The 13,815-nt window shown below is 57.5% G+C and carries 12 protein-coding genes and 1 other annotated feature; all 12 genes read right to left on the bottom strand.

Annotated features, from left to right (window positions below; all coding sequences use genetic code 11):
• Positions 1 to 38: 38 nt before the first annotated feature.
• Positions 39 to 1,268: a TadA family conjugal transfer-associated ATPase gene (locus AC3Y2E_RS24865; protein ID WP_379215211.1), complete on the bottom strand. Its 1,230-nt coding sequence runs from the start codon at positions 1,266 to 1,268 to the stop codon at positions 39 to 41.
• Positions 1,213 to 2,403 carry a nucleotide-binding protein gene (locus tag AC3Y2E_RS24860; RefSeq protein WP_379215209.1) on the bottom strand — a complete coding sequence of 397 codons (1,191 nt, stop codon included), beginning with the start codon at positions 2,401 to 2,403 and terminating at the stop codon, positions 1,213 to 1,215. The genes AC3Y2E_RS24865 and AC3Y2E_RS24860 overlap by 56 nt, the downstream gene beginning before the upstream one ends.
• A gap of 276 nt (positions 2,404 to 2,679) precedes the next feature.
• The gene (locus AC3Y2E_RS24855; protein WP_379215207.1) at positions 2,680 to 4,326 is read right to left on the bottom strand and encodes a serine/threonine protein kinase; all 1,647 of its coding nucleotides are present in this window, start codon (positions 4,324 to 4,326) and stop codon (positions 2,680 to 2,682) included.
• Between the two features lie 346 nt (positions 4,327 to 4,672).
• The gene (locus tag AC3Y2E_RS24850) at positions 4,673 to 5,653 is read right to left on the bottom strand and encodes a C40 family peptidase (RefSeq protein ID WP_379215205.1); all 981 of its coding nucleotides are present in this window, start codon (positions 5,651 to 5,653) and stop codon (positions 4,673 to 4,675) included.
• A gap of 155 nt (positions 5,654 to 5,808) precedes the next feature.
• A complete protein-coding gene (gene ilvA, locus AC3Y2E_RS24845; RefSeq protein ID WP_379215203.1) occupies positions 5,809 to 6,759 on the bottom strand; it encodes a threonine ammonia-lyase in 951 nt (316 codons plus the stop codon).
• A gap of 85 nt (positions 6,760 to 6,844) precedes the next feature.
• Positions 6,845 to 7,114 (bottom strand) — a binding site (T-box leader).
• Positions 7,115 to 7,159: 45 nt separating this feature from the next.
• Positions 7,160 to 8,218: an SAM-dependent methyltransferase gene (locus AC3Y2E_RS24840; protein ID WP_379215201.1), complete on the bottom strand. Its 1,059-nt coding sequence runs from the start codon at positions 8,216 to 8,218 to the stop codon at positions 7,160 to 7,162.
• Between the two features lie 50 nt (positions 8,219 to 8,268).
• Positions 8,269 to 9,033 (bottom strand): ABC transporter ATP-binding protein, encoded by a 765-nt coding sequence (locus AC3Y2E_RS24835; protein ID WP_379215252.1) that lies wholly within the window; start codon positions 9,031 to 9,033, stop codon positions 8,269 to 8,271.
• A gap of 237 nt (positions 9,034 to 9,270) precedes the next feature.
• Positions 9,271 to 9,642 carry a cyclic-phosphate processing receiver domain-containing protein gene (locus AC3Y2E_RS24830; protein WP_379215199.1) on the bottom strand — a complete coding sequence of 124 codons (372 nt, stop codon included), beginning with the start codon at positions 9,640 to 9,642 and terminating at the stop codon, positions 9,271 to 9,273.
• Positions 9,639 to 10,481, bottom strand: a complete 843-nt coding sequence (locus AC3Y2E_RS24825; protein WP_379215197.1) for a deoxyribonuclease IV — start codon at positions 10,479 to 10,481, stop codon at positions 9,639 to 9,641. The genes AC3Y2E_RS24830 and AC3Y2E_RS24825 overlap by 4 nt, the downstream gene beginning before the upstream one ends.
• A 21-nt stretch (positions 10,482 to 10,502) precedes the next feature.
• Positions 10,503 to 11,312 (bottom strand): Fpg/Nei family DNA glycosylase, encoded by an 810-nt coding sequence (locus tag AC3Y2E_RS24820; RefSeq protein ID WP_379215195.1) that lies wholly within the window; start codon positions 11,310 to 11,312, stop codon positions 10,503 to 10,505.
• 23 nt (positions 11,313 to 11,335) lie between these two features.
• Complete coding sequence (locus tag AC3Y2E_RS24815) at positions 11,336 to 12,154, bottom strand: HAD-IIA family hydrolase (RefSeq protein ID WP_379215193.1); 819 nt, start codon at positions 12,152 to 12,154, stop codon at positions 11,336 to 11,338.
• An 81-nt stretch (positions 12,155 to 12,235) separates the two neighbouring features.
• On the bottom strand, positions 12,236 to 13,747 hold the full coding sequence (locus AC3Y2E_RS24810; protein WP_379215191.1) for a ribonuclease H-like domain-containing protein: 1,512 nt from the start codon (positions 13,745 to 13,747) through the stop codon (positions 12,236 to 12,238).
• Positions 13,748 to 13,815: the final 68 nt, after the last annotated feature.

Here is a 13,815-nt window from a genome sequence, read left to right as displayed (position 1 = left end):
CAGGTTTCCTGGTTCTCACGCAGATCCGGTACCAGCATCTACGGAAGCAGGGTGATTCCCGCCTGTTCGAGCTTCTGCATCCCGAGAAGCGGATTGCCGGTTCGCTGCAGACGGCCAAGCACCATACCCGCTTCGTCTTCGCCTTCCTCTACAAACGTGTACAGCGGATTCAGCCGAATCTCCCCGTCCTCCATCCCCGCAATCTCGGTAATCTCGGTTACCCGTCTGCTCCGGTCGCGAAATCGGGACAAATGCACCATAATGTCGAGGGCCGATTCGATCTGTTTGCGAACGACGTCGACCGGCAGCGCCGCACCGCTAAGCACCATCGTTTCCAGCCTGCTGAGCATGTCGCGTACCGAATTGGCATGGCCGGTCGATAAGCTACCGTCATGACCCGTGTTCATCGCCATCAGCATGTCGAACGCTTCGGCGCCGCGAACTTCCCCGACGATAATCCGATTGGGCCGCATACGCAGCGACGCCCGGATCAGATCGCGGATCGTTATCGTGCCTTTCCCTTCCGTATTCGCATTGCGGGTCTCCAGCCGCACCCAGTTCGGCACGCCGCGAATTTGCAGCTCCGCCGAATCTTCGATCGTAACGATCCGCTCGTCCTCGGGCACATAAGCGCACAGCGCGTTCAGAAAAGTCGTTTTGCCCGACCCGGTGCCGCCGCCGATGAACACGTTGTATTTGCCGCGAACCAGCTTGGCCAAAAACGCCGCCGCCTCATCGTGAATCGCTCCGCGGCTTATCAAATGCTCCATCATTAACGGACTGGTCGGAAATTTACGGATCGTCATAGCCGGTCCTTTGAGAGCAATCGGCGGCAAAACGACATTAACCCGCGATCCGTCCGGCAGTCTGGCGTCGACGATCGGCGAAGACTCGTTCACGACCCGGTTCACTTTGGCCACGATCGACTGAATCACATCCTCCAGCTTGCCCGCCGACTCGAACCGCCCTTCAAACGGCAGGACGCGGCCCTCCCGCTCAATATAAATCTCGTCATATGCGTTGATCATCACCTCTGTGATCGCCGGATCGTCGATTAGCGGCTGCAGGACGTCCAAGCCCCGGAACGAATTGAAAATCGCCTTGACGACTTCCCGCCGTTCGTTCGCCGTCATATACGACTCGCCCGCATAACGGAACACCGTCTCCTCGATGGATCGATAGAAGCTCTCGTCCGAATGGTCGCCGGCCAGATCAATCGTGTCGCGAACTTGGTCGCGAAGCGCGTGGGCTATCGATTGTACGGACAACAGGATCACCTCCGGAGGCGGGACGGATCAGCTCGGCCATCTCCGCGATTCGTTCCGCGAACAGCGGATCGGACGATGAACGCTCGGCCCCGTGCAGTTGTTTCCACTTGGACACATACGGCAGCCTGGCTGTCATAGGTATCGCCTTCCCTTCAACACCCGTTATTCCCCGATGAAGCGTATCGGACAAGACGCTGGTATGTTTGTTCAATACGAACCGGCATTTCTCGAGATGGTCCGCCGCTCCTCCCAGCCCCTCCTTCATTTCGCTCAGCAGCCTCGATGTTTTGGCCGCTGACTCCTTATCCTCCGTAACGAGCCACAATACGATATCACATGCGGCTAAGGCGCCAACCACCCGTTCATGAAACGTCGATTCCAGGTCGATGACGACAACATCGTATCGGCCGGCAGCTCTTATCCGGAGGATCAGGCTGGCGACGTCGTCTCGCGTAAGGTCCAGCGATTCCTTTACTTTGCGAAAGCCCGGAAAATAATCGAAGCCATACGGCTCGGCACGGGCCAGCAGCTTGGGCAGCGCCTCGTCCGTCCAATCGGCATTCGTGCGCAGCCCGTATACGAACCGGGCCGCAAGCTCAACATCCGCCTCCTGAGGGAACGCCGCACCCGGAAACAGCTCCATGTTCCAGTACAGGCAGCGCTGTCCCTTCTCCGCCAGACAGCGAAGCAGATGAACCGCAACCGTCGTCTTCCCCGCTCCCCCCGAAGCCGAATACAGCGCGTATACTGACGCCGCACCGGATACGGGGCGCGGCTCTCCCGGATTGGACCGGCTGCGGTACAGCTCCAGCATCTGACCGAACAATTGGTGCAACGGCCGGTATTTATAAATGCCGGCTAACTCCCCGGCATCCGCCGTGCCCCCGCCCGCTTCCCCCGGTGTCTCCTGCAGCAGAATGACCAGGCCGTCCTTCCCGTCCTCGATGCAGAAATCCGGATGGATCAAATAGATGTCGGCCCCCCGGCTCTGCCGGTGCTCCCGGAGCATGTCCGGCCTGGTCAGCTGCCGGACCGACAGCAGCTCGCTCCAATCCGATTCCCGTACATAATGCATTAACAGCCCCAAATAATCCGCATCCCGGTCGGCAATCACGACCTCCAGCTTGGCCGTCATTCGTCTCCCCCTCGCCTCATTCAAACTCCAAACCAGATCCACAGTCCGGACGCCACCATCGCGATTCCGGCGGCGGCAGCTCCGACCGCAAGCCCTATCGACTGCTTGCGGGTCATGGTCCATTCCTCCTCTCCGGCACAACCCTTCACCGTTCAGAAAAACGACATGCTCCCCTGAACGACAAAAAAAGCACCACAAACGACGGTGTTGTAGCCGTCGATTGCGGTGCTTCCGCTTATAACGATTTGATGTAACCAATTATACCATAATTGCCAATTAGTGCAAGAGCGTACCCGAAAATAGTTTGCCGAGCCATCCTTTGCCGCTATCGCTTTGCCGGTCCACCTTCAGCGACTTGGACAACCATGCGGACAACGCCTTGTGCAGGACGGGCATCACGTTCGGGTTTTCTTGCGGCAGCTTGCCTTTCCAGGACGACTTGACGATCTCTTCGAACGGCACGTACGGAATGACGGCGGAAGGGCGCAACGGAAAAGACGACAACCATTCCTTGGCTCCTCCGAATGGGACCGCCTTGTTCGCCATAAAATGAACGCTTCGGCCCGCCGCATGCCGCCTCATTAACGAATCAGCGATGGATCGGGCGGACGGGCTTGTCCACCGGGACGGACTCGGGTCCGCAACCGCGACGATCGCATCCGCTTCATCCAGCAGTTTGACGACATCGTGATCAAGCCACCGGTCTCCGATATCAATCAGCGTGACCTGGGCGTCGATTTTGTAGATCCTCTGCACGATAGTGCCTTCCTCAGGCAGCGCCGCATGACCGGCCGGCGCAAGCGGCACCCACTCCGTTAACCCGGTCGTCCAGCGTTCGCGGACAGCCGAAGCTCTCCCCGTGTGGCCCAAATAGTCGGCGGGCGCGTTCCGCTCGCCATCCAGCAGCCCGTAAAGCTCGGGACGAACTCCGGGATGCTCGACCACCGCATTGGTGACTCCTCTCTCGCTAAGCAAGGAGGCGAGCGCTACGGCAACGAACGTCGCTCCGGCTCCGGGATACAGCCCGCCAACAACAACCCTCACTCTTTTGACCGGAAACAAGCCGCCGGCTGCGCGGCCGTCAATCGCATCCGCCCGGTAAGCGTCCGGATCGGAGCATCGTTCGAGAAGTGATTTCACTTCGGAAGCCGACGCCGGCCGCAATACCGGCGAATCGTCCAGCAGCCGGTCGACCAGCTCCGTCAGCAGCCGTTCCCGCTCGCCGCCTGCAAGCGCTAAAGGCTTGCGGACCGTATGGTACATCCGTCCTCCGCTGAGCAAATAGTAAAATGTCGCTCCGAGGGAGTACAGATCGGATCTGTAATCGGTCCGGCCGGACTCGATGAGCTCCGGCGCGGCGAAGCCGACCGTGCCGAGCGGCACCGTGTCGGCCAGCCGGTCCGGCGAGTGTTTGCGGGCGATGCCGAAATCGATCAGCCGTACGTGATCGGCAGTGTCGATCATAATGTTCGACGGTTTAATGTCGCGAAAGATAACCGGTCCCGATTCCAGCTCGTGCATATACTGCAGCAGCTCGCACAGCTGAATGCCGTAGCGGATCAGCGAAGCCGCCGGAATGTGGCCGCCGTTCCGTTCGAATTGCTGCTGCAGCGTAATTCCGTCGACATATTCCATGACCAGATGGCTGAACCCCAACTCGTCCGGAGGAAAATAATCGACAACATGCGGCAAATAAGGATGGTCGAGCTTCATGAGAATAGCGGCCTCATGGGCGGCCGTTAGTCCGGAAATGCCTGTCAGCTGTGTCCGCTTAACCGTCCATAACTTGCCGGGAAGCCGCAGATCGTCGGCCAAATATACGGCGCTCATCCCGCCTTCGCCGAGCGGCCGTATAATTTTGTAGCGCCCCCCGTATACGGTTCCTGCCGGCGGAGTTTCGGCCGGTGGTGTCAAACGGTTCATCGATTCCCCCCATTCTATGTGGTTTACCACTCATTATAGCGAAATCGGACGAACCGTTCCACCATCTTTTTCCACATCAATCTCGCTATAAGAGGTTGTTCAAAAAGCCCACTTTTGATCACGAAGCAGATCAGGAAGTCTACTCGACATCGAATATGGAATTCAGCCGGAACTTCCGGTGCTCACGTAGCTCCCACTACGCTCCGCTCCTCATTTCCTAGCTTCATCCCATCTTCTCGGTGCTGAAAACCGGACTTTTTGAACTCTCACTATAGGGCGACTGGCGACAGACGTTGACACCCACCGGCAAATCGCTTGGAGCAAGCAGCGGCGGCTTGTCAATCCGTTATTCGGGGATATATCTCCGGGCGCCTGCAAACTCCTGCGAGTAGGAAGGCGTATCAAGCGGAATGATCTCGATCGAGCGATCGGAGCTGGGCGAATGAAGCATCCGGCCGCCACCCGCATACATGCCGACATGATGAACCTTTCCCTTGCCGCGATTCGAAGCAAAAAAGAGCAAATCGCCCGGCCGCAGCTCCGCGCGGTCTACGCGCATACCTGACTTCGCCTGGTCCGAAGCGTCTCGCGGGATCAGAATGCCGAAGAAATCGTAAAGCGTATGCGTGAAGCCGGAGCAATCGAATCCGAAGCCGGACATCCCGGCCCATAAATAAGGCAGTCCGAGAAACGATTTTCCCGCGGATACCAGCTGCTCGCCGGAAGGCGTAGAAAGCCTGCCGGAAACATTTCTGACAACGGCCTCCGATTTTCGGACCGTCTTCTCCCCGTTTGCCGGCGTCTGAACGACATACATGTCCCTTTCCTCGCGGACGACCGGAAGCCGGGTATTAAAGCTGATTTCCATAAACGGAACGGTACCCTCCATATCGGCGTACAAAAATGCGGTCGGCGAAATTACGACAGCTTCCGGACAGGCGGCAAGCGAGGCAGAGCCGCCACATTCCGCCAATTGTCGCAACGGCATCCAACCGGGATAACCTTGATCGCTCCGGGAAGTCGGCCGACCAAGTACGATAACTTGCGCCCAATCGCCATCGACAGCAACAAGCTTCACCGGCTTCCCGTACAGCACCTGCGTCTCCAGCTTCCCCACGAGCCACAGCTTCTCCTCCACATCCATGCTGCCGGTCCAAGCGCGCATGTCTGCAGCCGCGAGCAGAGAAGGCATATCCTTCTCCCTGGCCCGATTCGGCCCGCTCCACAAAGTGGCGACTGCCGAATTGACCACAAGCCGCGTTTCAGCCGCTTTCGCCGGATCGTCCAAATCAACCAGATTCGCTCCTAACGGCTCTTGCGTTGTCACATTCCACTCCTCCTCTAGAAGCAAGTAAGCAAGCAACATCTCGCTTCGGAACTCCCGTCTCCGATTCCTCCGCTACTCGGCATCCGTCGTTAATGCTCATACGTATTCCGCTATCCCGGGAGTTTATGCCTCCAAGTTGTGCTTCACTCTTTTCCCTACACCTGATGGATCGCAGCCGGAGCGATCATACCGGCCCACCGGATCAAGTCCACATTGCCCCCGCTGAGGACAAGCGCTACCCGTTTGCCCTGCAAGCCGAGCGCCCGGTTCATGACAGCGGCCAAACCGACGGCCCCCGCCCCCTCCGTCAGCACTTTGGCCCGTTCCAGCAGCAAAACCATCGCTCCGGCGATTTCTTCCTCCGATACGAGTACGAAATCGTCGACATAACGCAGCATCAGCTTCAAAGGCAATTCGCCCGGACGCTTCACGAGCAAACCGTCCGCCACCGACGCCGGACGCTCCACCCGGCAAACCGAGCCGCTGCGCCACGAATCGTATCCCGAGCTGGCCGCGGCCGGCTGAACCCCGATCACCAGGACTTCGGGCCGTACCGATTTGACAGCCAGCGCGATTCCTGAGATCAGACCGCCGCCGCCGACCGGCACCAGAATCGCATCCACATCGGGCAGGTCGTCCAGAATTTCCATCCCGACCGTTCCTTGACCTGCAATGACGTAACGATCGTCGAACGCATGGACGAGTGTCGCCCCCTCCGTCACAGCAATCTGGTTAGCACGCTCGTACGACTCATCGTAGTTCATCCCGTGCAGGATCACTTTAGAACCGTAGCCTTGCGTGGCGAACACTTTCGCTTCGGGGGCGCTTACCGGCATTACGACGGTTGACGGAATGCCGGCCTGATCGGCGGCGAGCGCCACTCCCTGGGCATGATTGCCCGCCGACGCCGTAACGACGCCGCACGCCCGCTCGGCTTCGCTCAGATTGGCGATTTTGTTGATCGCGCCTCTCACTTTAAACGCACCCGTCTTCTGCATATTTTCCTGCTTCAAATAAAGCTCGCAGCCGGCCATCCGGCTGAACGTCTGCGAATGGACAAGCGGCGTGCGATGAATTCTTCCATTCAGCTTAAACTTGGCTTGCACGATGTCCCGATACCCGACTTGGTAATCCCCATCTAAACCACCTCATTTGTTGTTTGGTCGAGAAAACAAAAAAAGCCCTCATCCCAAAAGGGACGAGAGCGTTCTCGCGGTACCACCCTAATTCCGGCAAATCGTCGTTACCGTAAACATACGGCAACAAGACGAAGCTCCGGCGCTTCTTGTCGGCATACCAACATATGCCGTTCCTGGTAACGGTGGAAATCCGTGTTCCCTACTTGCGTTCGGGTCCCGTCTCCGAGGTGATTTTCGACGCTGGCTGCACATCGGCTCGCACCATACCGCCGACTCTCTGGGAACAGGGGAAGCGTCTACTCTTCCTCTTCATCGATTTATTCGCTGATCAATTTGACGTTAAGTGTATCACAGCGCCGGGTCGAGATCAATTGATTTTTTGCAAATAAACGGTAAGCTCGTCCCTGTTATGAAACAACTGCTTCGCTTTGCGCAGCTGCATGACCGGCTGCATCATCCGAACCGAATCTTTCACCGTCTGGAAAGGCTTGCCATGCATCAGCTTCAGCGTAATAACAGCGGCCCCTCCGGGACGCAAGGCGTCAAGCAGCGGCAGGATCAGCTTGATCATCTGCTTCGGACTCCAGCTCATATCGCATACAAGCAGATCATAAGAACCGCTGCGGAAAGCGACTTCTCCGGCATTTCGCTTCAGATAGGTCAATTGGGGATGTCCGAGCAGATCGGGATGCAGATCCGCAGGATCGACGGCTGTCACTTCCGCCCCTCGCTCCAGCAGCAGCGAGGTCCACCCTCCCGGGGCAGCCCCGATATCGAGCGCTTTGCGAAACCGGGACAGCTCCAGCCCGAATGCGTATTCCGCCTCCAGCAGCTTGAACTTCGCCCGGGACACCTGTCCCTCTTCCTTCCGGTAGCGCACCGCTCCGCCCGGCCAATCGGACAAATTGTCCGCAGACGTCGAGACGCCTATGTATGCGGCGCCGGACGACAAAAATACCGATACGATCCGTTCCGCTTCTTTCACTACAGATTCCACCCCGCAGCGCTCAAACAATACGCCAGATATCGCTTCCCGAAGCTCGGCTGGGGAATATTCGCTCTCATATCGTTCCGCCTTGCGAATCTGCACGGTGACTTTGCCGATCTCCCCATCGAACTCGTCCAAAAACAGCTGACCCGCCAAATCGGCCAACAGGCTGACATCTTCCGCCGTTCCGGAAGTTCCGACCGTTCTGTCAATCGGATGCATATGTCTCAGGAAAATAGGCTCATGCGACGTAATGCGGCGGATCGCCGCCTCACGATCGAGCGGAATCCACATCAGGTACGTTTCATCTTCGATTAAGGGTTCAAACTTCGTTCCCGGTACCAGCGCCCGCAGCTCGTCTTGAGCATATGCCGCAAATCCGTGGTTGGACGTAACGACAAATTGCGAGGCGGCGGCGATGTCGGCTTGCTCGTTCATCGATGCACCTCAACGTTTCTATCATTTCACTGTATGAATAGTGGATGTCATTAAACAACGTGAATCCAGGGCCGGTCCTTGATCCAGTCGATCTCTACCGGCACTTGATAAGCGTCGCGCAGCAGCTGGGCGGTCAACACTTGCTTCTTCTCGCCCTGTGCCACGATTTTGCCCTGATCCATCAAAGCGATATGGGTAAAAACCGGAACAATCTCTTCGATATGGTGAGTGACATATACCATGAGTATTCCCGTTTTGCCCAGCTCCTGAATATCTTCAAGCAGCTGCTCTCTTTCGAACAGATCGAGGCCCGAGCAAGGCTCGTCCAGGATGAGCACCGACGGATCGGTCATCAAGGCGCGCGCGAGCATAATTTTTTTGCGTTCCCCTTGTGAAAGCGACCCCAGCGGCTGTTCCGCCACGTGCGGCAGACGGACCTGCTCCAGCTTCTCGATCGCCTTGCGCTTCACTTCATCCGGAATATCCTGATAAAACCGTAAAAATCCGTATTCGCCGGTAGCGACTACTTCCCATACCGGGTCGCGCATCGTCAGCTTCTCCATCAGCGACTGGCTGATGTAGCCGATCTTATTGCGCACCATCCGCAGATCGATTTCCCCGTAAGGCTGGCCCAGTACGCGTACTTTGCCCGAGCTCGGGAACTGGTAGCCGGTGATCAGTTCCAGAACCGTCGTTTTCCCCGAGCCGTTTTTGCCGAGAATGACCCAGTTCTCTCCCTGACGCAAATGCATATTAACATCGTTTAAAATCGTACGTTCCCCGCGTATAAAATGAATATTGTCCAGCTGGATCAAAATTCGCACACCGCCTTCAGATATACTCAAGCTCCTGTAAGAGGTTGTTCAAAAAGTCCGCTTTTGATCACGAAGCCGATCAGGAAGTCTACTCGACAACGAATATGGAATTCAGCCGGAACTGCCGGTGCTCACAAAAGCTCCCACTACGCTCCGCTCCTCATTTCCTAGCTTCTTCCCTTCTTCTCGGTGCTAAAAACCGGACTTTTTGAACTCGCACTGTAAGAAAGACCTATCCTATTGTAGCTTATGTGCGGACCCGTTTTCCACCTCGAATTTGCCGCTTGCGATCAGGCGCAGCAGTTCTTCCGGCATGGGATGGTTGAATAACCGCACATGATCCGGCTTGTTCGTATATAACATATGATACATCGCGGAACGCCCTGCGGCGCTCGACGAATGCAAATAAATATAGGCCGGATACTTTTGCTCCACAACGAGAAAGCGGACGACTTCCATCCCGTTCGGGGCGCCCCAGCCCAGATCGAAATCCAAAGACAGCACTCGCACTTCGCATTCGCGCAGCAGCTCGACGCATTCCTCCGCGTTTTTGGCCAGCACGAACCCTTTCGGACACTTGCGCATGTCGTCCAGATACAAATCGATCATCCGCTTCCCTCTCCGCTTAAAGATTTTAGCTTCGCAATTTCTTCCCTATGCGTGCCGGCCGCCGGCGTCGGCGTCTCCAGCACGATCGGAATATGCCGGAGGTAGGGGGACTCCAGCAGCTTGCGCAAAGACGTCTCCCCGATTTCCCCTTTGCCGATGTTGGCGTGTCGGTCTTTGTACGATTGGTGAGGGTAAACGGAGTCGTTCAGATGAACGGCCTTCAGCTCGTTGAAATATCCGAGCGAAACGCCCTTAGCCTCGACCTCGCCCCAGTTCGAGCCGTCCCATAATCCGCTGGCGAACGCATGGCACGTATCCAGGCAAAACCCGACCTTGTGCGGATGGGCACACAAATTGCGGATTCCGGTCAGCTCCTCGAAAGTCATCCCCATCCGGGCGTGCTCGCCCGACTGGTTTTCGATCAGCAGTTGCGACGTTCCTTCCCACTGTTCAACAACTTCGTTTAACGTGGCTACAATATTTTTGTACCCGTCGAGCCGTTCCGCACCTTTGTATATGCCAAAATGAACGACAACGCCTACCGCTCCGCAAGCGTCGGCAATCTCCAGATCGTTCAGCAGCGAGCGGACGACGATCTGTCTGCGCTCTCCGGCATCTGCGGCCAGATTCGTCGGATAAGGCGTATGGGCGATCGAACGGATGTCATGTTCCCGGCAAAAAGCGGCACACGCTTCCGCGTCGCGGCGGTCCATCGTTTTGAGCGACAGGCTCCGCGGATTTTTCGGAAAAAACTGAAACGCGCGTCCTCCCATGCGATGAGTCTGCTTCGCGGCTTCCAGAAAACCGTGGCGAATGCTTACATGAGCGCCGAAATACACGGATCGGTTCCTCCTCGTTCGTTAATGCTGGCAGTTCGTGCAGTAGAACACCTTGCGAGAAGCAAGCTCTTCCTGCACAATCGGACTTCCGCAGCGGATACACGGCTCCCCGCCTCTGTCGTACACGGTGCAGCGGCTGTTCACCCCGCCCGTAAGCGCATCCCCGGGAAATAGCGGGTCCTCCATATAGCCGCCGAACCGAATGGCTTCGCGCAGCACCCGGTTCATCGAACGGTAAAGAGCTCCGAAGTCGGACGGAGACAAGGAATAGGTTTTTCGTGTAGGCAGCAAGCCCGCATCAAAGCAGATTTCGTCGGAGTAGCAGTTTCCGATCCCTGCAATCGTCTTCTGGTCGGCAAGCGCCGGCTTCAGCATCGTCCGTTTCCTCATCAGCCTGCGCTGCAGATCGGCTTCGGAAAATCCGGGCTCGAGCGGCTCCGGCCCCAGCTCCGCCAGACGGCTGTCCGCTTCCTCCCGGCTGAGCAGATGTAAAAAACCGAGTCTCAATCCGATAAAATACAAATTGCGCTGTCCGAACGAAAGCACGACCTGCGTCGTCCGGTCCGGCTTCTCCTCTTCGGTGCCGTAAAACATCCAGCCGCCAAGCATAAGATGGAGCAGTAATATATCGCCGCTGTTGAGGTGAAACAACAGATGTTTGGCTCTCCGGGATATGCCGGTGACGGAACGGGCTTCGACCCGTTGACGGAACGCTTCGAAAGGGACGTTGATCGATTTCTCGCGTTCGACCTCGACCGTTACGATCGGCTGATGCAGCATTCGCTGGCTTAACAACATTCGGTACGTTTCCATTTCGGGAAGTTCTGGCATTGGATTTCCTTCTTTTGGTTGTTTTACTTGCTAGCCTGCCCTTCCGGGTGCAAGTTCAACCGTTCCAGCAGCGTTTCCAGGTTGCAGCAGATCAGGTCCGGCGACGCTCCCGAACGCTCAAGCAGCTCTTCGACGTTGTCTGCCGCCGCAATGCCCGTCTGTACGAGCGCAGTCCGCAGACCCGCCGCTTGACCGGCCAAAATATCGGTCGCCGGGTTATCGCCTACCGCCCATACTTGCTCTGCAAACGCCAACCGCTCCAAAGCGAACCGCATGATCGGCTCATACGGCTTGCCGATGACGACAGGTTCGATCTGCAGCGCGCCTTGGATCGAAGCCGCGATCGAGCCTGCTCCGGGAACGAGCCGGCCATCCGAAGGAAGCAGCCGGTCCGGATTCGTAAGCACGTATTCGGCGCCATCGGTTATATACTGTACGGCTCTCGCCAGCTTGTCGTAATTGAACTGCCTATCGATCCCCTGTACGACATAATCGGGCTGATCTTCCACAAGCTCCAGACCCGCTCCCTCAAGCGCGCTTTTAAGACCGGCTTCACCGATCACGAACACCTTTGCTCCCGGTTTACGCACAGCAATATAATGCGCAGTCGCCTGCGAAGAAGTGACGATCTCCTCCGGCATTGCCGCTATCCCCATCCGGATTAAATGCTCGGCCACCTGCTCCGGCGTCCTCGAAGAGTTGTTCGTCACAAACAGAAACGGGAGCTTCAGCTCCCGGAGTCTCCCGATAAAAGGTTCCGCATGCTCGATCTTCGAGTTCCCTGCATACATCGTCCCGTCCAAATCGATTAAAAAAGCGTGGCTATTCTCGCGACGGCTCATCGCAGAAGCAGCTCCTTCCTGCCAATCCCTTATTGTATTCCGGTCCTATCGGTTTCCTTCCATTGCTTCCTATTTTTCATCCTACAGCAAAGTCTGCTGCCACACCTCAACCGTCCGAACCGCGGTACGACGGCTTTTCCGGGTGGCCGGAGCCTTTGCCGTTCTTGCCGGCTGCGCGGCGGTTTCCCGCTTCAATCTCAGCCGGTCGATGCGCTTGCGGATCGCTGCCGCTTCCTCCGCCGAAGCCCCTTCCTTGCGGACGGCCGCCATCCGTCCAATGGACCGCTCCAGCGCCAGCTCGGCATACTGCAGCGCCTTATCCAAATCTTTTTCCCGATGCTCGTAATACATCGCCAGCTCGATATAAGGCTCCGGAGTCACAACCCGCGCACGGCGCTTGCGCTCGATATAACGCTCCCAGAGCGAGACCGCCGCTCCAAAGCTTCCTTGCCGCTTATAAAAGCTTGCCGCAGAAAGCCAGTAGTCGGCGGCGTTGTCCGTCTCCCGATCGAGCAGCTCCCGCATCGTCTCCTCCGCTTCGCCGGGACGCCCCAGCTTATCTAGCCACAGCGCCAGACGGTAGAGCTCCTCCGGCTCCATCCGCGACAGGGGAATCTGTCCGCCGAGCAGACGGGTAAAATGAACGGCCAAGCAGGCTAACGTCAGCACGTCCTTCTCGTTGTGCTCAAATACGCCTTCGACCAGCGCCGCGTCCCCTTCGGCCAAATATTGAAAGTAAAGCGCCGGAGCCAGCGAACCGGGTACGTCATCGATGCGGCTGAGACCGAGCCGTTCGCGCTCCACCGAACTGAGACGGCACGAGGGCAGCGTATTACGCCACAGGCTCCTCGACGGATACAGAAAGTCGTAATGAACCGGGTCAACCGCTCCGTCCTTTTGCCGGTTCAGGATGTACCGGTTTTTAATAATCGGCCAGTCGAAGCATTTGCCGTTGTACGAGACGAGCAGGTCGCGCTCCGCCAGCTTTTCCCGCAGATGTTGCAGCATCGCCGCTTCCTCGGCGGGATTGCGGATGAACATCTGCTCCACGACAAAGCCATCCGGCTCATAAAAGCCGATCCCGACCATAAACGGGACGTTGCCCGCCCCAACGCCGAGGCCCGTGGTTTCCGTATCCAGAAACAACAGTCTGTCATGCCTCGCGCACACAGCCGGTGCCGGATCAGCAGAAACGGAGGAGCTTCGCCGCGAAGCTCCGCTTCGGCCTCCTTTGGTTTTGGACGCGGAAGCTCCCAGCGCAGCGAGCGGCTCCGCCTCGCCGATCAGATCGCCGAGACAATATGTACCGTGACGGTAATCGAAAGGATATACGATTCTGCGGATGACGAAATGTCCCCGCTCATTATGATGGGCCTTCGCCCCCATTCGGTTCCAGGACCCGCCCAGCAGCGTGCCGCCGCCATCAGTATCGCCGCCGGCGTTTCCGGAATCATCCGTGCCCTCTTCGGCGCAAGCGCCTGTACAGTCCCGGTCCGGCGAATCGCCGGCAAGCTCATCCTGCGTCAAGGCCGGTTTCCGGGGAGCCTCGGTACTTTTCGTCAGCCGGGAAAGCTTGTCTTTCAGTGAGCTCATCGGATTCAGCTCCTTCCCCTCATCGCGGCGAGCAGCTTCACGGCCAGCGGCTCGCCGGTCAGCCCAAC

Source organism: Paenibacillus sp. MAH-35 (assembly GCF_058135425.1).
Note: the sequence above shows the minus strand (reverse complement) of the source record. Positions and strands in the feature narration are given on the sequence as shown.